At 64.8% G+C, this 20,523-nt stretch carries 19 protein-coding genes; 9 read left to right on the forward strand and 10 right to left on the reverse strand.

The window, feature by feature from the left end; all coding sequences use genetic code 11:
- The first annotated feature begins 11 nt into the window (after window positions 1–11).
- Window positions 12–1,067 (forward strand): peptidase C39 family protein, encoded by a 1,056-nt coding sequence (locus tag EB231_RS04710; RefSeq protein WP_172347814.1) that lies wholly within the window; start codon window positions 12–14, stop codon window positions 1,065–1,067.
- Window positions 1,068–1,089: 22 nt separating this feature from the next.
- Here EB231_RS04710 and EB231_RS04715 read toward each other — a convergent pair whose 3' ends face one another.
- Entirely contained in the window at window positions 1,090–1,575 is a 486-nt protein-coding gene (locus EB231_RS04715; RefSeq protein WP_172347815.1) for a hypothetical protein, read from the reverse strand.
- Window positions 1,576–1,790: 215 nt separating this feature from the next.
- On the opposite strand from EB231_RS04715, the gene EB231_RS04720 reads away from it, so the two are divergent.
- Window positions 1,791–2,156, forward strand: a complete 366-nt coding sequence (locus tag EB231_RS04720) for a RidA family protein (RefSeq protein WP_027047560.1) — start codon at window positions 1,791–1,793, stop codon at window positions 2,154–2,156.
- A 31-nt stretch (window positions 2,157–2,187) separates the two neighbouring features.
- Entirely contained in the window at window positions 2,188–3,423 is a 1,236-nt protein-coding gene (locus tag EB231_RS04725; RefSeq protein ID WP_172347816.1) for an amidohydrolase/deacetylase family metallohydrolase, read from the forward strand.
- Window positions 3,424–3,451: 28 nt separating this feature from the next.
- On the opposite strand, the gene EB231_RS35490 is transcribed toward EB231_RS04725, so the two are convergent.
- From EB231_RS35490 to EB231_RS04755, 6 genes are all read right to left on the reverse strand, one after another.
- Window positions 3,452–4,033 (reverse strand): CatB-related O-acetyltransferase, encoded by a 582-nt coding sequence (locus tag EB231_RS35490; protein ID WP_172347817.1) that lies wholly within the window; start codon window positions 4,031–4,033, stop codon window positions 3,452–3,454.
- Between the two features lie 100 nt (window positions 4,034–4,133).
- The gene (locus EB231_RS04735; protein ID WP_172347818.1) at window positions 4,134–6,434 is read right to left on the reverse strand and encodes a xanthine dehydrogenase family protein molybdopterin-binding subunit; all 2,301 of its coding nucleotides are present in this window, start codon (window positions 6,432–6,434) and stop codon (window positions 4,134–4,136) included.
- Entirely contained in the window at window positions 6,427–7,704 is a 1,278-nt protein-coding gene (locus tag EB231_RS04740; RefSeq protein ID WP_246740877.1) for a c-type cytochrome, read from the reverse strand. Before EB231_RS04740 ends, EB231_RS04735 begins: the two co-directional genes overlap by 8 nt.
- Before the next feature lie 88 nt (window positions 7,705–7,792).
- Entirely contained in the window at window positions 7,793–8,251 is a 459-nt protein-coding gene (locus EB231_RS04745; protein WP_172347820.1) for a (2Fe-2S)-binding protein, read from the reverse strand.
- A gap of 283 nt (window positions 8,252–8,534) precedes the next feature.
- Entirely contained in the window at window positions 8,535–10,325 is a 1,791-nt protein-coding gene (locus tag EB231_RS04750) for a flavin-containing monooxygenase (RefSeq protein WP_172347821.1), read from the reverse strand.
- Between the two features lie 24 nt (window positions 10,326–10,349).
- The gene (locus EB231_RS04755) at window positions 10,350–11,294 is read right to left on the reverse strand and encodes a MurR/RpiR family transcriptional regulator (RefSeq protein ID WP_172347822.1); all 945 of its coding nucleotides are present in this window, start codon (window positions 11,292–11,294) and stop codon (window positions 10,350–10,352) included.
- Between the two features lie 311 nt (window positions 11,295–11,605).
- Between EB231_RS04755 and EB231_RS04760 the strand changes: the two genes are divergently transcribed.
- The 5 genes from EB231_RS04760 to EB231_RS04780 all read left to right on the forward strand — a co-directional run bounded on the left by EB231_RS04760 (window position 11,606) and on the right by EB231_RS04780 (window position 17,300).
- The gene (locus tag EB231_RS04760) at window positions 11,606–12,439 is read left to right on the forward strand and encodes an ABC transporter ATP-binding protein (RefSeq protein WP_172347823.1); all 834 of its coding nucleotides are present in this window, start codon (window positions 11,606–11,608) and stop codon (window positions 12,437–12,439) included.
- A complete protein-coding gene (locus EB231_RS04765) occupies window positions 12,436–13,278 on the forward strand; it encodes an ABC transporter permease (protein WP_056574354.1) in 843 nt (280 codons plus the stop codon). The genes EB231_RS04760 and EB231_RS04765 overlap by 4 nt, the downstream gene beginning before the upstream one ends.
- Window positions 13,279–13,348: 70 nt before the next feature.
- Window positions 13,349–14,512, forward strand: coding sequence for an ABC transporter substrate-binding protein (locus tag EB231_RS04770; RefSeq protein WP_056574356.1), 1,164 nt, complete (start codon window positions 13,349–13,351; stop codon window positions 14,510–14,512).
- Window positions 14,513–14,587: 75 nt separating this feature from the next.
- Entirely contained in the window at window positions 14,588–15,676 is a 1,089-nt protein-coding gene (locus EB231_RS04775) for a Gfo/Idh/MocA family protein (RefSeq protein ID WP_172347824.1), read from the forward strand.
- A gap of 187 nt (window positions 15,677–15,863) precedes the next feature.
- A complete protein-coding gene (locus EB231_RS04780) occupies window positions 15,864–17,300 on the forward strand; it encodes an amidase (protein WP_172347825.1) in 1,437 nt (478 codons plus the stop codon).
- Window positions 17,301–17,508: 208 nt separating this feature from the next.
- Here the strand turns inward: EB231_RS04780 and EB231_RS04785 are convergent, their stop codons facing one another.
- Both EB231_RS04785 and EB231_RS04790 read right to left on the reverse strand, forming a co-directional pair.
- Window positions 17,509–18,750: a M24 family metallopeptidase gene (locus EB231_RS04785; RefSeq protein WP_172347826.1), complete on the reverse strand. Its 1,242-nt coding sequence runs from the start codon at window positions 18,748–18,750 to the stop codon at window positions 17,509–17,511.
- Window positions 18,751–18,843: 93 nt separating this feature from the next.
- Window positions 18,844–18,978 carry an invasion associated locus B family protein gene (locus tag EB231_RS04790; protein ID WP_246740878.1) on the reverse strand — a complete coding sequence of 45 codons (135 nt, stop codon included), beginning with the start codon at window positions 18,976–18,978 and terminating at the stop codon, window positions 18,844–18,846.
- Between the two features lie 35 nt (window positions 18,979–19,013).
- Here EB231_RS04790 and EB231_RS04795 point away from each other — a divergent pair, with 35 nt between their 5' ends.
- Complete coding sequence (locus tag EB231_RS04795) at window positions 19,014–19,817, forward strand: SapC family protein (RefSeq protein WP_246740879.1); 804 nt, start codon at window positions 19,014–19,016, stop codon at window positions 19,815–19,817.
- Between the two features lie 102 nt (window positions 19,818–19,919).
- Here EB231_RS04795 and EB231_RS04800 read toward each other — a convergent pair whose 3' ends face one another.
- Window positions 19,920–20,483, reverse strand: coding sequence for a type 1 glutamine amidotransferase domain-containing protein (locus EB231_RS04800; RefSeq protein ID WP_172347828.1), 564 nt, complete (start codon window positions 20,481–20,483; stop codon window positions 19,920–19,922).
- Between the last annotated feature and the right edge of the window lie 40 nt (window positions 20,484–20,523).

Genomic DNA, 20,523 nt, shown 5'->3' on the forward strand with positions numbered 1-20,523 from the left:
GAGATGACCCCATGCCAGCTTCGCTGCCGACCAGCAGGGCCGGCGTGACAGTCTTTACTGCCGAAGACGCATCCGTCTGGGCGAACCTTACGGCGGCGGTGCCGGCGGCGATCGGCGATCGTCTGGCCGGCTTGCGGGAGATTGCCGGTGTCACCGGCGTGGCGCGATACAGGGAAGGCGGCCCGGAGGCGATCATGGTCGGCCAGCGGCGGCCGGCGGCGGCGATGATGCGCATTGCCCTGTACTGGTCCGCCGCCAGCTTCATCGCGGGCGACGGCCCGTGCCTGCTGGAGGCGCTGGAGACGGAGGCGCTTGCGCAAGATGTGCTCTGCCTGCGCGCCGACGAGGATATGGCGCCGCCCATCGGCGGCCAATGGGAGCACCGGGACGGGTTCCTGCAACGCTGGATCGGCGTCGGGCCGACGCGCCGGCCGGAGCGGATACCGCCGTCCTGGCCGCAGACGGCGGGCTTCACCTGCGGACCGTCGGCGCTCGCCATGGCCATGGCTGGCCTCGACCCGGCCTTGCTGCCGGATCGTTCGCTGGAGGTCGAGCTGTGGCGCGAGGCCACCACCATCATCGGCCCGAGCGGCCCGGGCGGCTGCGACCCCTATGGCCTGGCGCTTGCGGCACACCGGCGCGGGTTGCGGGTCGAGGTGTTCATGAGCAGCGCCGAGCCGATCTTCCTCGACCGAGCCGCCTCGGAGGAGAGGCGCGGGCTGATGCGCTTCGTGCAGGCCGGTTTCAAACGCGACGTCGAAGCCGCGTCATTGCCGGTCGAGACGCGCGCCTTTGCCATCGAGGAGATCGGTCAGGCGCTCGATCGCGGCTTGTTGGCGCTGGTGCTGATCGATCAGGCGCCGATGATGGGCTACACCTGCCCGCACTGGGTGCTCGTCCATGGTCGTGGCGATGGCGTCTACTTCCTCAACGATCCTTGGATCGAGCCTGACCGGCTCGAACAGAAGATGGACGTTGTCGACCTTCCGGTCATTGCGGCGGAGCTTGACCGGATGGCTTGGTACGGTAATCCGGCCTACCGCGCCGCTGTGCTGGTTGGGCGATAGAGTTCGGCTATCCGCCCCGGGTCTAGGCTCCCAGCGGATAAGGCATGTAACCGACAAAGCCGGCGATCTTCCAGGTCCCGCCGACCTTCCGGCAGAAGTACAGCGTCTGCCATTTCAGCCGGTCGACGGTGCCATCCGCCTTGGCAACGGAACCATCGAATTTCTTGTGCAGCACGGCGCGGTCGCCGTCGACATCGATGTCGCGCAGATTGGTGACGCGAAACAGCGCCTCGCGCAGCGGCTCGGCGAATTTGGTCGCGGCCGTCTCCCTGGCCTGGCGCAGCCACTCGTCGCGATAGATTTCCAGCCTCGGGAACTGCAGCCGCCAGGCATCGGCGTTGGCAAGGAAATGGGCATGCATGCCGAAGAAGCTCTCGGCGACGAAATCATCCTCGACCATGGACCAGTCCTGGCCGATGAAGGCGTCGATGTCGCGCCGCACCAGCATTTCCCACAGCGCGTGGCGGTCGGCGTCACCTGGTGGGAACGGGTTCTTGTCGAAAGTCATTCTCGGTTTCTCCGGTCTCGCATAGGCACCTTTCCGTCCCGGCGTGAAGGCCGTCCGGCAAGCGCGCACGATGCAAGCGCTCTTGTAATAAAGCAACACGGATTTCGAAGAATGTTGCTTTCCAACAAGGGCCCTATCGGGACCGGCCCGATCGCGGTAAATCTGCGCCGAAGCGGGCCTGGTGCCCTGCCCGTGTGATCAGAGGAGGTCGTCCCTTGCCCAAGCAGACTTTTGGAACATCCCATGTGCCGCTGTCGCCCGCCGTGCGTGCCGGCGACTTCGTCTATGTCTCCGGCCAGGTCCCGGTCGGCAGCGACGGCATCGTGGTCAAGGGCGGCATTACCGAGCAGACCGAGCAGGTGCTTGCCAATGTGAAGGCAGCGCTGGCATTGGCCGGCTGCACCCTGGACGACGTGGTGAAGACCACCGTGTGGCTGGAAGACGCGCGCGATTTCGGCGCCTTCAACGCGGTCTATGCCAGGCACTTCCCGAAGAATCCGCCGGCGCGCACCACGGTGGAATCGCGGCTGATGATCGACATCAAGATAGAAGTCGAGGCGGTCGCCTACCGGCCGGTCTGATAAAAGACGCCACGAAGCGGAGGGTCTCCCCATGCAATTCGACCTCTTGCTGAAGGGTGGCCGGCTGATCGATCCGGCGTCCGGGCTCGACGCCCAGTGCGATCTCGCCATCGCCAATGGCCGGGTCGCCACGATCGACACCGACATCCCGGCGGATCGCGCCGCGCAGGTCGTCGACGCGACCGGCTGCATCGTCACGCCCGGCCTCGTCGACCTGCACAGCCACGTCTATTGGGGCGGCACCTCGCTTGGCGTCGATGCCGACCGGCTGGCGGCCAAGAGCGGCACCACCACCTTCATCGATGCCGGCAGTGCGGGCGCCGGCAATTTCCTCGGCTTCCGCCGCCATGTCATGGAGCGCTCCAGGGTGCGCATCCTGGCCTATGTCAACATTTCCTTTGCCGGCATCTTCGGTTTCTCGCAGACGGTGTCGGTCGGCGAGTGCAGCGATCTCAGGCTCTGCGAACCGCGCGAGGTGGTTGCCGCCGCGCGCGAGCACGCCGACGTGGTCGTCGGCGTGAAAGTCCGCTCCGGCAAGCATGCCGGCGGCACCAGCGGCATCGCGCCTGTCGATCTCGCCCTGGAGGCCGCCGACAAGGCAGGCCTGCCCCTGATGGCGCATATAGACGAGCCGCCGCCCGGCCGCTCGGAAGTGCTGCCGCGCCTGCGACGGGGCGATATCCTCACCCATTGCTTCCGGCCGTTCCCCAACGCGCCGGTCTTCGCCTCCGGCGCCGTGCGGCCCGACATGCGGCTGGCGCGTGAGCGCGGTGTCATCTTCGATCTCGGCCACGGCATGGGTTCGTTCGACTTCGAGGTCGCCCGCGCCATGCTCGCCGAGGGGCTGGCGCCCGATGTCATTTCGAGCGACGTGCACCTTTACTGCGTCGACGGGCCGGCCTTCGACATACTGGTCTGCATGTCGAAACTCCTGGCGCTCGGCATGCCGCTGGTCGAGGTCTTGCGGGCCGCGACGCAAGGACCGGCGCAGGCGATCGCACGGCCGGATCTCGGCACGTTGGCGGTCGGCACCGTCGGCGACGTCACTGTCCTTCGCCAGCGGCCGGGCCGCTTCACCTTCGTCGACGCGGTCGGCGCTTCGCTGGTCGCCGATCAGAGGCTGGTCTCGGAAGGCATCGTCATCGGCGGCACCTGGTGGCCGAACGAGGCGGCGAACGATGTCAGCGAAACCGAGCATTTCGAGCCGCATGCCAACCACACGCATGTCGAGGTCGCCGCCCGGCATTTCGGGCATCGGCACGAGTGAGATTGTGCGAGCCTGAGCGCCGGCGTGGCTACGCGGGCTCCACCATGCTCAGGAACCGGTCGACATCAGTCGCCGTCAAAAGCTCCACGCGTTCGCCGATCAGATCATCGCTCCAGTTCCACCACTCCAGGGCCTGCAGGCGCTCGATGATTTCGGGCTGGAACCGGTAGCGGATGACACGGGCCGGGTTGCCGAACGCGACGGCATAGGGCGGGACGTCGCGGGTGACGATGCTGCCGGCGCCGATGATCGCGCCATTGCCGATGGCGACGCCGGCAAGAATGATCGAGCGAGCACCAATCCAGACATCGTGGCCGACCGTGATCGGCCCCTTGCCCCCTGTGCCGGGCGCATTGCGGATCTTTCCTTTGACAAACTGGATCGGAAAGGTGGTCGCGGTGTCGACGCGGTGCTCGGCCGCGCAGATAAAGAGAACATCCGGGCCAATCGAACAGAACGATCCTATTCGCACCGGCACGTTTTCGTGCGGAACGAAGAACGATCTCTTGCTGAGACCGTAGGTATGGCGACCGATCTCGACGCCGGGCAGCGGCGGCAACGGGTCCTTCTTCAATCCCAATTTTATGCGAAGTCCTCTCAGCAGCCCCATCAGCCTCCTCCCCCGAGTTGCCAGGTATTATAGCGGAGATCCTCCGTTCTGAGTGCCTCGCAAGCGATTTCGGCTCCGGCTGGTCCAGCGGCGCCGTGGATCAGGCCGCCAGCGAGTAGCCCAGATCGCGCAACGGCAGCCGGCGTACCCGCTCGCCGGTGGCGGCGAAGATGGCGTTGCCGAGTGCTGGCGCCAGGGCCGGGAAGGCGGGTTCGCCCATGCCGGTCGGCGGATTGTCCGACTGGATGAAATACGGATCGATCGTCATCGGCGCGAAAGGCATGCGCAGGATCGGATAGGCATTGTAGTTCCGCTCCTCGATCCGGCCATTCTCGATGTTGATCTTGAGGCCCATGGCGGTCGAGAGCGCATCGGTGGACGCGCCCTGCGCCTGGGCTTCGGAGCCTGCCATGTCGATGATGGGGCCGACATCGAGCACCACCACGATGCGCGCGATCCTGATCCGCTTGCCGGAGTCGACACTCAGCTCGACCGCCTGCGCGACATGGCCGGCGTGGGAATAACACCAGGCGAGGCCCAGGCCGCCGCCTTTCGGCAGCGTCTTGCCCCAACCTGCCTTGTCGGCGCACATCTTGATGACGTCGATCGCCCGCCTGGGGCTGAAGTTGACGCTCTTGTCCTTGGCCACCAGTTCGGGCACGTCGCGGCTCACCGCATCGATCAGGAACTCGACATGGTCGCGGCCGGAAGCCAGCGACAGTTCATGCATGAAGCTCTGCGCGGCGAAGACCTGGGCATTGTCGCCCGGCGCGCGCCAGGCGCCGGTAGGGATCCTCAACGGCAACATGGTCTTGGCGCGGCGCAGATTGGGTGCCTTGATGGAATATCTCAGATTGTCGGTGAGGTTGGCGCCGGAAGCTTCTTTCTTGCCGTCGGCGGTGAAGGTGATGAAATGCTCCCGCCAGGCGTCGAGACGGCCGCCATTGTCGATCGCGCCCTTGAACTGGTGGTAGCCGGCGGGCCGGTAGAAGTCGTGGGCGAAGTCGTCTTCCCGGGTCCATTGCAGCTTGACCGGAGCACTGACCTTCCTGGCGATGGCCGCGGCCTCGCAGGCATAGTCATTGACCAGCCGCCGCCCGAAACCGCCGCCGACCCGGGTCTGGTGCATCACCACTTTATCCGGCGCAATGCCCGCCACCTTTGCAATCAACGGCAGGCCGCGATCGGGCTGCTGGGTGGGCACCCACATTTCCATGATGCCGTCGTGCCAGTGCGCCGTGGTGTTCATCGGCTCCAGCGGCACATGGGCGGCGAAGGGATATTCGTAATAGGCTTCCACCGTCTTGGCGGCATTGGCGAAGGACTTGTCGACGTCACCGACATCGTCATCGGACTTTTGCGGGAAATCGGCCGCCAGCCTCCGGGCCTGGGCCGAGAATTGCGATGTGGAATCGCTCGACGCGTCGGTCAGGTCCCAATCCACCTGAAGCCTGTTCCTGGCCTGGAAGGCGCTCCAGGTATCCCTGGCGATGATGGCCACGCCCGGCATCACTTCGACCATCATGCCCGTACCGTCCACGGCGAAGGCGTCGAGCACGCCGCGCTCACCCTTGATCTCGTCGACATTGAAGGATCTGACCTTGCCGCCCGCCGCCGGACATTTGGTGTAGGTGGCGTAGACCATGCCGGGAAGCTGGACATCGATGCCGAACAGCGGCTTGCCGCTGACCACCTTGGGATCGTCGACGCCGCGATAGCGCTTGCCGATCAGGCGATAGTCCGCGCGGCTCTTCAGCTTCAAGCTCCTGGGATCGGGCACCGGCATCTTCGCCGCCGCCGCGGCAAGCGACCCATAGGTTGCGGAGCGACCGCTGGCGACATGGGTCAAGACCGAATCCCTGGCGGTGATCTGCGAGGGATCCACCGCCCACTGCCCCGCGGCGGCCGCGACCAGCATCGCCCTGGCGCCGGCACCGGCCTGGCGCAACTGGTCCCAGGCATGCGGGATGGAGGTCGAACCGCCCGCCCCTTGGCTGCCATAGACCTTGGGATTGATATCCGCCTGCTCCATGACGACATGGTTCCAGTCGGCGTCGAGCTCGTCGGCGATGATCACGCCGAAGGACGTCTTGATGCCCTGGCCGATCTCCGGGCATTTCGAATAGATGGTGATCGTGTTGTCGGGAGCGATGCGGATGAAGGCATTCATCGCCTGGTCGTTGCCGTCAGGCGTATCGACGTTCGCCGTTTCGGCCGCGAACGCCGCGCCGCCAAGATGGAAGCCCAGCACCAGCCCCGCGGCGCCAGCGCCTGCCAATTTGAAGAAGGTGCGCCGGCCCATGGTCATCGGCGCGCTGGCCGGTGGTGCCGAGCGGACCCCGCGTATCAGCGCCGAGAGATAGGCATCGGACTGGGCAAAGTTGGACTGGGTGTCAACCATGGGGGGCCTCACTGGATTGCTGTGCCGCCTGCTGTCGCAGAGCGCTCACATCCTTGCCTGTCAGGTTCGCGCCTTTGGCGCCGAACCGGGCGGTGACGTAATTCGCCACGGCCGCGATGTCGTCGTCGGAATAGCCCTCGCCGAAGGCCGGCATGAAGATCGTGCCGTCAGCGGTCTTGCGGTTGACGCCGTTGATGACCGTCTGCGCCACATTGGTGGCGCTGGGATCGTTCACCGCGCGCACGCCGGTCAACGTGGCAAAGCCGGTGACCGGGCTGACGCCGGTCCAGTCGTGGCAGGAGGCGCAGGCGCCGGCGAAGATCTTTTCGCCATGCGAATTGGCGACCGCGGCCACGCCCTCCTTGTACGATGCGGGCGCCGCCGTCGTGATGGTGCGCGGCAGGTCGCTCGCATGGCTGGGAATGCTGCGCAGATAGGTCACCAGGGCACGGGTGTCGTCCGGCACGAGATAGCTCAGACTGTCGTCGGCGGCTTCACCCATCGGGCCGGCGGCACCGCCATGACCATTGGCGTGACCGGTGGACAGATAAGACGTGAGATCCTCGTCGCCCCAGTCGCCGAGGCCGGAAACGTTGTCACCGGTGATGTTGTAAGCGCGCCAGCCGGCTGTGAGGGCGCCCGCGAATTTGCGGTGATTGTCGAGCCCATAGGCGAGGTTGCGCGGTGTATGGCACTCGCCGCAATGGCCCATCGCCTCGGCAAGATACGCGCCCCGGTTCCATTGCGGGCTCTGGCCGGTGTTGGGGTGGAAGCGTTCGTCGGGATTGAACATGATGTTCCAGACCGCCACCAGGCCGCGCTGGTTGAACGGCCAGGACAAGTGGTTCTGTTTCGGCGGCGCATTCACCGGCGCCAGCGTGAACAGATACGCCTTGATCGCCAGCGCGTCGGCATCCGTCATCTGGCTGTAGGAAGCGTAGGGCATGGCGGGATAGAGTTTCGCGCCGTCCGCGCGAATGCCCTTGTGCACGGCCGCCAGGAACTGGGCGTCGGTATAGTTGCCGATGCCGGTTTGCTTGTCCGGTGTGATGTTGGTCGAATAGATCGTGCCGAACGGCATGTTGAAGGCGAAGCCGCCGGCGAAGGGCGCGCCGCCCGGAGCGGTATGGCAGGCCTGGCAGTCGGCCGCATGGATGAGGTATTCGCCGCGCTTGACCAGATCGGCGCTGGCAAGCGCAGCCGGAACGCCGGTGACATCGGCGCCATGGTAATCGGCCAGCGCCACTGTCGAGCCGGCGGCAAACGACATCGGATCCCGGCCAAGATAAAGCCAGCCCGTGAAACCAAGCGCGACGACGACATGACCGCGACGAGAATGCCGATGATCTTCTTCATGGTCAGGCCGATTTTGCGGCGGCGTTCTTGATGGCGCGACGGATGCGGATATAGGTCCCGCAACGGCAGAGATTGCCTGCCATGGCCGCATCGATGTCGGCGTCGTCGGGTTGGGGATTGTCGTTGAGAAGCGCCGTGGCCGACATGATCTGGCCGGCCTGGCAATAGCCGCATTGCGGCACCGCGGCTTCGATCCAGGCTTGCTGGACCTTGGCGCCGGTGGGCGTGCCGCCAATCCCTTCGATGGTGACGACGGCGCGGGTGCCGACATCGCCAACGGTCAGTTGGCAGGACCGCACTGGCTTGCCGGCCACATGCACCGTGCAGACGCCGCATTGGGCGATACCGCAGCCATATTTGGTGCCGACCAGGTTGAGATGGTCGCGCAGAACCCACAGAAGCGGCATGTCCTCCGGCACATCGACATCGCGTGACTGCCCGTTGATCGTAAGCGTGAGCATATCTCCATCCCTGCCTGAAACCGATGAACAGAATTCGTCCATCAGATTCTAGGGGACAGGGACTCAGCGAGTAGGGCGCGGCCGTTCACATTTAAGACATCGCCGGCGGCTGCCCGAGCGATCGGCGAACTGGAAGGATTATCGCGAGCGACCGCGCGTGCCCGTGTCGCCTACGGTCTCAACAGACTGACGTCGTCCGTCGCGCCTTGCAGCGTCGTTGCGGATCTGCCGCTCCCGTTTGGTCAGTGATCGCTCCTCCCTCAACAGGGGGAGTCGGGCAGCTTCACTGCCCGGAATTGCTCGGCTTCCCGTAAACCGGCGTCGCGATCCCCTCCATGCGCGCCTTGATCTGCAGCGCCACGTATTTGGAGTAAAAACGCGACAGCGCCAGGTTGCCGCCGTGGAACCACAGCGCTTCCTGCGCCGTCGGCTTCCACATGTTGCGCAGCTCGCCCTGCCAAGGGCCGGGGTCGCCCTTGACGCCCGAGCCAAGGCCCCAGCAGGGCCCGACCTTGTCGGCGACCTCGCGCGAGACGAGCGCGGCGACATTCTCGTTCATCGACTGGTAGCCGGTGCAGGCGATGATGGCGTCGGCCTCGAGTTCGGTGCCGTCCTCGAACAGGATGCCGTTTTTGGTCAGCGACTTGATGGCGACACCGCTGCGGATGCCGATCTTGCCGTCGATGATCAGGTCCGAGGCACCGACATCGATGTAATAGCCCGAACCGGTGCGGTAGGCCTTCATCAACAGGCCGGTCTCGTCGTCGCCGAAATCGATGGCGAAGCCCGAGGCGCGCAAGCGGTCATAGAAGGCGGCGTCGCGCGCCCGGATGACATCGTAGAGTGCGCGCTGGCCCTTCGGCACCAGGGCAAATGGCGTCGAGGCGACGATCATGTCGGCCTTTTCGGTGGTGACGCCGCGCGCCAGCGCTTTCTCCGAAAAGATCTCGAAACCGACCTCCATCAGCGTGTCCGACTTGACCACTGTGGTCGGCGAGCGCTGGATCATCGTGACGTCGGCGCCGCTTTCCCAGAGGTCGACGCAGACGTCATGTGCCGAACTTGCCGCGCCGATGACTGCAACACGTCTGCCGCGGAATTTGTCGCCGCTGGCATACTGGCTGGAATGCAGCAACTCGCCCTTGAACTCACTGGCGCCGGCCAGGTCGATCTTTCGTGGCGGGCCATAGGCGCCGGTGGCGAAGACGATGTGTTTCGGCTTCAGCGTGATCTGCCGGCCGACACGGTCGACGACCACGGTCCACTCCTTCTCGGCCTCGTCATAGGAAGCGCTGAGGCATTTCGTGGCGACCCAGTAATTGAGCTCCATGACGCGCGTGTACATTTCCAGCCAGTCGCCCATCTTGTCCTTGGGCGTGAAGACAGGCCAGTTTTCCGGGAACGGAATATAGGGCAGATGGTCGTACCAGACCGGATCGTGCAGCACGAGTGTGCGGTAGCGATTGCGCCAGGAATCGCCGGGCCGAGCGTTCTTCTCGATGACGATGGTGGGCACGCCGAGCTGCCTCAACCGCGCGCCCAGCATGATGCCGCCCTGGCCGCCGCCGATGACCAGGCAATAGGGTTGCTCGGAGGCGCCGAGCTCGCGCGTCTCGCGCGCTCTCGCCTCCGACCAGGTCTCGCGCTCGGGGTCTGCCTTGTGGCGCACGCCGAGCGGCCGCTCAGCGCCCTTGCGTTCTTCGAATCCCTTGAGGTCGGTCATCGCCGTGAACAATGTCCGGCAGCGGCCGTCGCGCAGGCGCATGATACCTTGGCCTGAAGCCACCGCGGTCTCGAATGTGAACCAGGCTTCGATCGTGCCTTCGTCCGAAGTCGCTTCGCCGGTGATCCGCCATGCGGTGGGTTTTGTCGTCGCCAGGGTTGCCTCGAGCATGTCGGCAATGGCCTCGCGGCCTTCCATGGTCGTGACGTTCCAGGTGAAGGTCAGAAGATCGCGCCAGTAGCAATCGTCGACGAACAGGTTGGCCGCCGCTGCCACGTCGCCGGCTGCGAGCGCCTGCGCCAGGGATTCGAGCCATGCGGCTGCCTGTTTCGTCGGTGCTATTTCGAGCATGTCTTCCCCTCTTCCTGCAATGAACTAATCCCCGAGCGGCTCCATCTCCTTGCCGGTGCGGTGGATCTGGGCGTTGTACTTGATGCGGCGCACCGTCTCGCGTGCCGACCCGTCGAGCTTGTAGGCCGAGGCCACCGCCAGCAGGTCGATCGCCGCCAGGAAGGCGAAGCGCGAGGCCGTCGGCTTCAGCGTGTCGGGATATTCGGGCACCGCCACCGTGAGCCTGACATCGCAGGCGCGGGCCAGATCGGTGTCGGGCGCTGTCACGGCGATCGCGTTCGCGCGGTAATGCTTGGCGAGTTCGACGGCCTCGATCACCTCGCGCGTGCGCCCGGTCGCCGAAATGGCGATCACCAGGTCGCCTGGCTTCAACGTCGAGGCGGTCATCCGCATCAGATAGGGGTCGCACTGGGCGCTGACCGTGATGCCGTAGCGAAACAGCCGGTACTGGGTTTCCTGCGCCAGCGCGGAGGAACTGCCGCCAAGGCCGAAGACCGTGACCTGCCGCGCCTTGGCGATCAGCTCGGCGGCCTTTTGCAACTCACCCGGATCGAGCTGCCGTTCGGCCTCCTGCAGCGCCCGGCGCGCCTCGCCGAAGACGGCGTTCCAGAACGGCATGCCATTGTCGTTGCTGACGGTCGGAGACTTGGCCAGGTAGAGCGCGCCGACGACGAGGCTCTGCGCCAGCTTCAGCTTGAAATCGCGCACGCCCTCGCAGCCGATGGCGCGGCAGAAGCGGGTCACCGTCGGTTCGCTCACTCCCGCGCGTTCGGCAATCGCCGCATTGGAAGCGTCGACGGCGTATTTGACATCGTCAAGCACGACATCGGCGACGCGGCGTTCGGCCGGGCGCAACTCGGCATAGGAATCCTTGACCAGCGAGATGATGTCGGGAATACGCCGGACAGGCTCGCGCTCCTCCGGATCGGTGCTCAAGGCGCTGTCTTCCCTGTGGTCAGCTTCGGTCATGAAGTCGGTCTTCCCTGCCCTTTTCGACCTGACCTCTTATCATGTTTGCACGCTGTCGTTCCATGCGCCCGGTCACGCTGCAACCGTTGCGTGCCGCAAGGGCATGTTCGCATCCATTTCGCCGAGTATGTAGGAAAGCAACACGCATTTCAAGCCGAAGAAAATCGTTTTAAAACAATGCACTGAATATGGATAGGAGTTTTGGTGTTACAGGTATCACCGCGAACGCTTGACAGCAAAGTAGGATAGTTACAAACTGATTTTTGGCAGTCCGATGACCACTGGATCATCGCGCAATCTCCGAGGGGCGGATGAACGCGGGCGAGACAACAACGCCGAAACTTGGCGTGCAGGCAGCGACCAAGATCTATCACACGGCATCCGGCGACCTGCAGGCGCTGGACCGCTGCAGCCTGGACGTCCGAGCCAATGAAATCGTCTCGATCGTCGGCCCGTCCGGTTGCGGCAAGACCACGCTTTTGTGGTCGATGTCGGGCCTGCACGGCCTGACCAGCGGCGAGATCCGGCTCGACGGCAAGGCGATCACCGGCCCGCATCCCGATATCGGCATCGTCTTCCAGGAGGCGAACCTGCTGCCGTGGCGCAATCTCGACGCCAACATCCGCTTCCCCTTCGAGATCAAGGGCGAGAAACCGGACCGCGCCTGGATCGCGCATCTCCTGAACCGGGTCGGCCTGGACGGCTTTGGCGGCAAGTTCCCGCGCGAGCTTTCGGGCGGGATGCAGCAGCGCGCGGCGATCGTGCGGGCACTGGCGCTGAAGCCGTCGGTGCTGTTGATGGACGAGCCGTTCGGCGCCCTCGACAGCTTTACCCGCGAGGAGATGAACCGGCTGGTCGAGGAGATCTGGCTCGACACCAAGACCACCATCGTCTTCATAACCCACAGCATCGAGGAAGCGATCTTCCTCTCCGACCGTGTGGTGGTGCTCAGCGCCCGGCCGGGCCGGGTCGCGAAGGAGTATCGCGTGCCGTTCGCGCGGCCGCGCTCGCTCGAGATCATGGCGACCAAGGAAGTCTTCGACCTCACCAACCGGATCAAGATGGACATTGTCGGCGAGCGCGCCAAGCCGAAGGCACCGGAACAGCCGCGCGCCAGCGCCGAGATCGTGAGGATCAGGCCGTGAGCGACGCGATCCCCGAATTCTCGAAATCCAAGCCGGGCGACGGCAAGGATGTCAGCCTGACCAACCTCTCGGCCTTCGCCAGCGGGCCCGGCATCAAGTCGGGCAAGGAAGTGGCGGCCATCATCGCCGTTGCGGTGATCATCATCGGTGGCATCGAACTGGCGCTGCGGCTGTTCCACGTGCCGCTCTACATCATGCCGCCGCCAAGCTCGATCGCCTACGCGCTGTTCGACGAGTTCCCACTGATCGCGCCGCATCTCGGCTACACGCTGGTCGAGCTCTTGTCCGGCTTTGCGATCGGCGCCGTCGTCGGCCTGGTGCTGGCCGCCGTCATCACCCAGTTCCCTTTCGCGGAAAAGATCGTCGCGCCATACATACTGCTGCTGGTCACCACGCCGATGCTGGCGCTGGTGCCGCTGCTCATCCTGCGCTTCGGCTTCGGCTACACGCCGCGCATCATCGCGGTGGCGCTGGCCGCCGGGCCGATGGTGATGATCAACGCCGCCACGGGCTTCCGCCGTGTCGACAGCGCCAAGATCGCGCTCGCCCGCTCCTACGGCGCCAGCACCTTGCAGATTTTCTGGAAGATCCGCGCGCCGATGGCGCTGCCGATGATCCTGGTCGGGCTGATGATCGGCGCCATCTTCGGCCTGCTCACCGCCGTCGGCGCCGAGATGGTCGGCGGCGGCTTCGGCCTCGGCAACCGGCTGACCACCTACTCGTCGATGATCCAGATGCCGCAGTTCTTCGCCGTGGTGCTGATCCTGTCGACGCTCGGCATCCTGATCTACGTGCTGTTCTTCCTCATCGGCAAGAAATGGGCGAGCTGGGAGGCATAGGGCAGAGGGTACTGACGGCGCCCGGGAGGCGGGCGGCAAGAAACTGACGTCAAACAAAAAGGGGAAAGCGATGACCAAAGACAATTCGATCCGCCAGGCGGGGATCTCCCGCCGCTATTTCCTGCAGGTCACCGGCGCCGGCCTGGTGACGGCAACGGCGCTCGGCGCCACCGGCCTCAAGGCCAGGGCCGAGGCCTACGGCAAGTTCACCTGGATCTCGCCGCGCGGCACGCTCGAGGTGCTCGACGACTATCCCTACTGGGCGGCGAAGAAAGCCGGCTATTTCGACGGGCTCGACACCGACATGCAGCCGGGACCGTCGGACGGCACGGCGACGGTGAAGTTCGTCGATGTCGGCCAGGCCGATATGGGCTTCCCCTCGCCCGGCGTGTTCTCCTTCGCCATCCAGAACGGCATGAAGCTGAAGTCGGTGTTCCATATGGGCGCGCGCGACACGTTCAGCATCGCCTTCCGCAAGGGCGAGGGATCGAACGACCTGAAGAAGCTCGAGGGCAAGACCATCCTGCTTGGCTCCGCCGCCTGGCAGTCGATCACCGATCCGCTGCTGGCCGCGCAAGGCGTCGACATTAAGAAGGTCAAATATGTCGAGGCCGGCTGGCCGACCTGGGGTACCGCACTTGCCGGCGGCCAGGGTGACGCGGCCCTTTCATGGGAGGGGCTGCGCGCCGAATGGATCGCCAAGGGCCTCGACTTCGAATACTGGCTCGGCGTCGAGCATTCCAAGCTGCCGGCCAACACCTTCGTCGTGCGCAGCGCCGATCTCGAGGATGCCGACAAGAAGGCGTTCCTGGAAAAGTACCTGCGCGGCTGGGCGATGGGTCTCGAATTCGGCTACCAGAACCCGCGCGCGGCGGTCGAGGCGGTGTTCGAGCAGTTCCCGACGCTGGCCAAGAATCTCGGGCCGGAGCTCGGCACCACGTCGATCCTGCAGCAGATCAACGTCTTCCGTGGCGACATGGACAAGCGCGGCGGCTGGGGCTCGCACGACATGGCGAGCTGGCAGGGCTTCTTCGACGAGATCCACAAGATCGGCCAGATCACCAACCCGGTGAAGGCCGAGGATGTCTGCACCAACGACCTGATCCCGGCGGCCAACGACTTCGACAAGGCCAAGGTCAAGGCCGATGCCGACGGCGTCAAGCTGTCGGAAGGCTTTGCCGCGCTCGATGTCGAGAAGATCAAGGCGCATCTGTTCGATTCAGCGGTCAAGTAAGGACTGCCGACAGCAGAACCGGGCGGCGACAGTGTTGCCGCCCGCACTTCATTGAAGAAAACATGGGAGGCTGATGTGGCCGACAAGGTAAAAGTGCTGGTGGTGGGCCTGGGCAATATGGGTGCGTCGCATGCCAGTGCCTATCACCGCTCCGAGGGTTTTCAGATCGTCGGCATCATGAGCCGCTCGATCAAGAGCAACACGAAGATCCCGGCGGAATTAGCCGGCTATCCGCTCTACGAGGATTTCGACCTGGCGCTGAAGGAGACAAAGCCGGACGCAGTTTCGATCAACAGCTGGCCGAACACCCACGCCGAATATGCGCTGAAGGCGATCGCGGCCAATTGCCATGTGTTCATGGAAAAGCCGCTCGCCACCAATATCGAGGATGCCGAAAAGGTCGTTGCGGCGGCACGGGCCAAGAACCGCAAGCTGGTGCTCGGCTATATCCTGCGCGTCCACCCCTCTTGGATCAAGTTCATCGAGGTCGGCAAGACGCTCGGCAAGCCGCTGGTGATGCGTCTCAACCTCAACCAGCAGAGCAGCGGCAGCGCCTGGCACTGGCACAAGAACCTGATCGATTCGCTGATCCCGATCGTCGATTGCGGCGTGCACTATGTCGACGTCATGTGCCAGCTGACCGGCGCCAAGCCCGTACGTGTGCACGGCATCGGCGCCAAGCTCTGGGCAGAGGCCGACAAGCAGAATTACGGCCATCTGCACGTCACCTTCGATGACGGCTCGGTCGGCTGGTACGAGGCCGGCTGGGGCCCGATGATGAGCGAGACGGCCTATTTCGTGAAGGATGTTGTCGGCCCCAAGGGTGCGGTGTCGATCGTCGCCGGCCAAGCCGCAAGCACCGCCTCGGACGCCGAGGTTTCCAATTCGGCCGACATCGACCGGCACACCAAGACCGATGCGCTGAAGATCCATTATGCCGCCGTCGACGGCGACAAGAATTTCAAGAAACCCGACGAGATCGTCAGCATGGAGGACGAGCCCGGCCACCAGGAGCTGTGCGACCGCGAGCAGGCCTTCCTCCTGCGCGCCATTCGCGAGGATCTCGATCTGACCGAGCAGATGGACGCGGCGGTCAACAGCCTGCGCATCGTGCTCGCCGCCGAACAGAGCATCGAACTCGGCCGGACCGTCGAGCTGGCCTGAGACAATCCGGCCGCTGGTGCTGGAGGAGGCGCCGGCGCCGCAGGAGTTTCATCCTTCTCCCCGTCCCTATGGGGGAGAAGGTACCGGCGGGCGGATGAGGGGCGGCGGTTACATTTGCAATTGGCTGGCAGGGACAGCTCGCGCATGTTCAGGCGCGGTGTCGAGACATGGAAATTGGGAGAGAGACATGTTCACCGACAGTCTGCTGGAAACCTACGCCGAGTCCGATGCGCTCGACCTGGCCAGGCTGGTGCGCGGCGGCGAGGTTTCGCCGGCCGAATTGGTCGAGGCGGCGATCACGCTGATCGAGCGGCTCAACCCGGCGTTGAACGCGGTCATCCATCGCCTCTATGACATGGCGCGCGCGCAGGCCGGGACGGTCGACAGATCGGCGCCCTTTGCCGGCGTGCCGTTCCTGCTCAAGGAGCTGGCCTCGTCCTGGACGGGTGCGCCTAACACGAATTCTTCCTTCTATCTGAAAGATGTCGTCGCCGATTTCGACACCGAAGTGGTCCGCCGGATGAAGGCGGCGGGGCTGGTGCTGGTCGGCAAGTCGAACGCACCTGAAAACGGCTGGTCGATCACGACGGAACCGAAACTCTACGGGGTGACGAAGAACCCGTGGAAGGAAGGCATCACGCCCGGCGGCTCGAGCGGCGGCGCGGCGGCGGCCATTGCGTCGCGCATGGTGCCGATCGCCGAAGCCAGCGACGGCGCCGGCTCGATCCGCATTCCGGCCTCCTGCTGCGGCATTGTCGGCCTGAAACCGTCGCGCGGCCGCGTCAGCCTCGCGCCGTTCGGCGACTATTGGTATGGCGGCGCCTATTTTCTCTGCTGCTCGCGCACGGTGCGCGACACGGCGGCCTATCTCGACGCGGTGTCCGGCGCGCTGCCGGGCGATCCCTATACGCCACCGGTGCCGGATAGCTCCTGGCTCAGCCTGTCCGCGCGGGCGCCGAAGAGGTTGCGCATCGGCTTCTCCGTTACGCCGCCCAACGGCACCGCCATCGATCCGGAGGTGAAGGCGGCGGTGATGGCAACCGTGGCAACGCTCGAGCGGCTGGGACACGATGTCGAGGCGCATGACATGCCGCTCGACGCCAATGCCGTCTGGGCGACCTACACCAACATGACCTGCGTGCAGACGGCGGCGACCTTCGATTATCTCGAAACGGTGATCGGCAGGCCGGTGACCCCAGGCGACGTCGAAGCGGTGACCTGGGCTATCATCGAGCGCGGCCGCGCGACGAGCGGTGTCAGGCACATTTCCGATGTCGAGCAGCTCAGGCAGGTCGGCCGCGACATCGTCGGCGATCTCAACGGCTACGACCTTTTCATCACGCCGACACTGACCCAGCTGCCGCGTCCGTTCGGCTATTACGACATGTCGGAAACCGACATCGACCGCTACAATGCCAAATGGGCGGATTCCGTGTTTGCCTTCCCCTTCAACATTTCCGGCCAACCGGCGATCTCGCTGCCGCTCGGATGGTCGAAAGGCGGCGTGCCGATCGGCGTGCAGCTGATCGGTCGCTATGGCGACGAGGCGACGGTGCTGGCGGCGTCGGCGCAGTTGGAGCAGGAGATGCCGTGGAAGGATCGGCGGCCGCCGGTGAGCGGTTAGGATGCGCTGATATTCAGGTGATGCCGGCCTGCAAGCGATGGTTCCCTGCGCTTCCGGTGCTCACGTACTTTAAGTACGCTCCGCTCCGGTTCTCGGGAACCACCGCTTTCGGCGCGGCCTGACCTGAATCTCAACACATCCTATGGCGCGTTGTCCAAAAGCGCGCAGCAGCTTCGGTGCCGACATACGCAAGCAAAGATTGCTCCATTTAACCAATCCCCTCCAGCCGCCTCGGCAGCCTGTTCATCGGCTTGGGTCCATCCGGCGTGATCAGGAACTGGTCTTCGAGATTGAAGCTGGCGAGGCCGTCTATGTAGAGCGGGATCTCGAAGGCCAGCACCATGCCGGCTTCGATGACGACATCGCTCTCGGCCGCGATGAACGGCCATTGCTCCGAAAACACCGATTGCCCGACGCTGTGGCCGAAATGGCCGCGGCGGTAGGAGCGCAGGCCTTGCCGCGCCAGGCTTTCGGTGGTGACGCGGTGCACATAAGCGAGCATGTTTCCGGGGATCAGCGCCGCCAGGCCGTCCTCGAAAGCGCGCTCGGCGATCGCATGCAGTTCGGCCTGGTCGGTGGAAGGCGGCCCGAAGATGAAATTGCGCGACATGTCGGAGGCGTAGCCGCCGACCGTGCAAACCATGTCGCATTTCAGCGGGTCGCCGGCCACGGCCCTGGCATCGGCGCCCTTGGCCCGGGCACCCAGTGTCACATATTCGGCGGTGGCGACCGGATACGACAGCCCTGCCGACGCCTCGGCGACGCCTTTCCGGTAAAGCGCCACGAGATCGGCCTGGCGCATGCCGGCCATCGCGTCCACCTGCAGACGCTCCAGCCCGGCTTCCGACAGGATGATGCCTTGCTGCAGCAGATCGATCTCGCGCTGCGCCTTGACGGCCCGCAGCCTGTCCAGGACCGGTGAACCGTCGACAATCAGGCAGTGCGGAAGCAGCGCCTGGATGGCCGCGAAATCGGCGGCCGGAATAAAGTCAAGGTCGACGCCGAGCGTCGCACGCGCCAGCCCGAAGTCGTCCAGCAGGGCCTGCAGCTGGTGCACCGAGCCGGCGAGATCGAAGGTGGCGGGCCGCGAGAAATCCGGCACGCGGCCAAGCGAGGCGAGGCCGGCCTCGATGCGTTCTGCCAGAAGACCGCGAGTGCCTGTCTCCAGTGGCGCGGTTTCGATCCAGATCGGGTGCGAACGCACAATCGCTTCAGGCGCGGCGAGCCGCAGCTGCGCGGCGTTGAAGTCCGCGACGACGACACCGATCGGCAGATCCTGCCGGGCCGGGATGATAACGAAGCCGCTGCCGGCGCGCCGGAACAGGCCGGCCGGCCCGATCCCCGCACCGGTCGCATAATGGAAGGCCTCGGGCGCGGAGAGCACCAGCGCCCCGATACCGGCGCGTTCCATCAAATACGCGGCGCGCTGGCGGTCGACAAAGCCGGTCATGTCTTCTCCCGATGTCCGAAGCGGCAACGGAGCATTGCCGGCAGCGACGATCAAGGGGCAAATACCGACCGGGCGGCAATGCCGACGAAATCGTTATTTGATCGGCTCCATCTTGGCGATGGCCGCGGTGAAGCCCGCCAGCGACGCCGGGATGGTGACCGGGTGACCGATTCCATGCCAATGGACGCTGTAGTAGCTTGCTGCCGCGCCGGATTCTTGCCCGGGCAAGGTCTTCGGGGTCCAACGCGAAGAAGCCGGCTGGCATGAGAAAGGGATGGACCATGGCGGACAAGGCGGCGAACACGAAGGCTGGAAACGATGCCATGCCGCTGTTCTATTCCAGGCCCGAGGCGCTCAACCCGGCGCGGCACGGCTCGCTGGGCCTGGCCGCGCGCAGCGACTTTTCCTTCGCGCGCGCGGTGCATGCCATTCCGGTGGTGGCTTCGGAAATGCCGGCGGCGATGCGCTCCTATCCGATCGTCTTCATCGGCCCGGCCAAGGCGCCGGTGATCATCACCGGCGTGCGCCAGGGCGAGAACCTGTTCGTCGACACAGACGGCCGGTGGACCGCACCGCATTACGTCCCCGCCTATGTCCGCCGCTATCCCTTCATCCTGGCCGAGGACCCGACCACGGCGGGCCGGCTGACGCTGTGCGTGGACAGGGCAAGCGAGCGGGTCGTCGACAAGGTCCTCTCGTCGCCCCTTCGTGACGACAAGATAGCCCCCTTCTTCAACGGCGCCGAGCCGACCGAAGCGACGAGGGAGGCGCTGGCCTTCTGCAATCAGTTCCAGATCGACTTCAGGGCCACCCGCGAAATGGTCGAGAGGATCGACGCGCATCGCCTGTTCGCGCCGCGCCAGAGCAAGGTGACGCTGGAAGGCGGCGAAACCCTCAACCTTACCGACTTCCAGGTGATCGACGAGGACGCCTTCAACAAATTGAGCGACGAGGCCTTCCTCGACCTGAGGAAATCGGGCGCGCTCACCCTGCTCTACTGCCACCTCGCCTCGACCAACAGCTGGACCTCGCTGGTGCACCAGGCATCGCTGCGCAAGGCGGGGTGAGGGCGAAGAACGGCTGAGGGTACCCAGCTAGGGCCGGCTTGTCCGAAAGGTCGCGCCGACCGGGACGACCTTCAGTGAATCCGGTTCGGATACAAAGGCGGGCTAGGCTGCCGCCCTTCTGTCGTGCCGCCCTTCGCTGATTTCCTCGGCGAGTTTGTCGCAGAAAGCGTCGAGATCGCCGGGATTGCGGCTGGTGACCAGCCCCTGGTCGGTGACGACCTTGCTGTCTTCCCAAAGGCCGCCAGCATTGACGACGTCGGTCTTGATCGACTTGTATGATGTGACTCTGCGGCCTTTGACAATCCCGGTTTCCACCAGGAGCCAAGGCGCATGACAGATCGCGCCGACGACCTTCTTGGCGGACCAGAATGCTTTGATGAAGTCCAGTGCCTTCTGCTCGACCCGCAGCAAATCAGGGTTAATAACGCCGCCGGGCAGAACGATCGCATCGTAGTCGTCTGCCCGCGCCTCATCCAAAGTCTTGTCCACCGGGACCTCGCGGCCCCAATCCTTGTGGTCCCAGCCTTTGATCTTGCCGCCTGCAAGCGACACGACATAGACCTCAGCGCCCGCTTCTCGCAATTTTTTCAGCGGGACTTCGAGTTCAGATTGTTCGAACCCGTTGGTCGCCAGGATAGCGACGCGCTTACCGGAAATATCCTGCATGGTTTCCTCCATCGTTGGGTTGATGGAAGGCTAACGAGCC

The organism is Mesorhizobium sp. NZP2298, assembly GCF_013170825.1.
Taxonomy (GTDB): Bacteria; Pseudomonadota; Alphaproteobacteria; order Rhizobiales; family Rhizobiaceae; genus Mesorhizobium.

Coding starts and splice junctions, on each gene's coding strand:
- EB231_RS04785 (WP_172347826.1), bottom strand. CDS start 18,750: ATGACCGGCTTTGTCGACCGCCAGCGCGCCGCGTATTTGATGGAACGC.
- EB231_RS04745 (WP_172347820.1), bottom strand. CDS start 8,251: ATGCTCACGCTTACGATCAACGGGCAGTCACGCGATGTCGATGTGCCG.
- EB231_RS35490 (WP_172347817.1), bottom strand. CDS start 4,033: ATGGGGCTGCTGAGAGGACTTCGCATAAAATTGGGATTGAAGAAGGAC.
- EB231_RS04800 (WP_172347828.1), bottom strand. CDS start 20,483: ATGCAGGATATTTCCGGTAAGCGCGTCGCTATCCTGGCGACCAACGGG.
- EB231_RS04725 (WP_172347816.1), top strand. CDS start 2,188: ATGCAATTCGACCTCTTGCTGAAGGGTGGCCGGCTGATCGATCCGGCG.
- EB231_RS04795 (WP_246740879.1), top strand. CDS start 19,014: ATGAGAAAGGGATGGACCATGGCGGACAAGGCGGCGAACACGAAGGCT.
- EB231_RS04750 (WP_172347821.1), bottom strand. CDS start 10,325: ATGCTCGAAATAGCACCGACGAAACAGGCAGCCGCATGGCTCGAATCC.
- EB231_RS04710 (WP_172347814.1), top strand. CDS start 12: ATGCCAGCTTCGCTGCCGACCAGCAGGGCCGGCGTGACAGTCTTTACT.
- EB231_RS04770 (WP_056574356.1), top strand. CDS start 13,349: ATGACCAAAGACAATTCGATCCGCCAGGCGGGGATCTCCCGCCGCTAT.
- EB231_RS04735 (WP_172347818.1), bottom strand. CDS start 6,434: ATGGTTGACACCCAGTCCAACTTTGCCCAGTCCGATGCCTATCTCTCG.
- EB231_RS04760 (WP_172347823.1), top strand. CDS start 11,606: ATGAACGCGGGCGAGACAACAACGCCGAAACTTGGCGTGCAGGCAGCG.
- EB231_RS04780 (WP_172347825.1), top strand. CDS start 15,864: ATGTTCACCGACAGTCTGCTGGAAACCTACGCCGAGTCCGATGCGCTC.
- EB231_RS04715 (WP_172347815.1), bottom strand. CDS start 1,575: ATGACTTTCGACAAGAACCCGTTCCCACCAGGTGACGCCGACCGCCAC.
- EB231_RS04740 (WP_246740877.1), bottom strand. CDS start 7,704: ATGTCGTTTGCCGCCGGCTCGACAGTGGCGCTGGCCGATTACCATGGC.
- EB231_RS04755 (WP_172347822.1), bottom strand. CDS start 11,294: ATGACCGAAGCTGACCACAGGGAAGACAGCGCCTTGAGCACCGATCCG.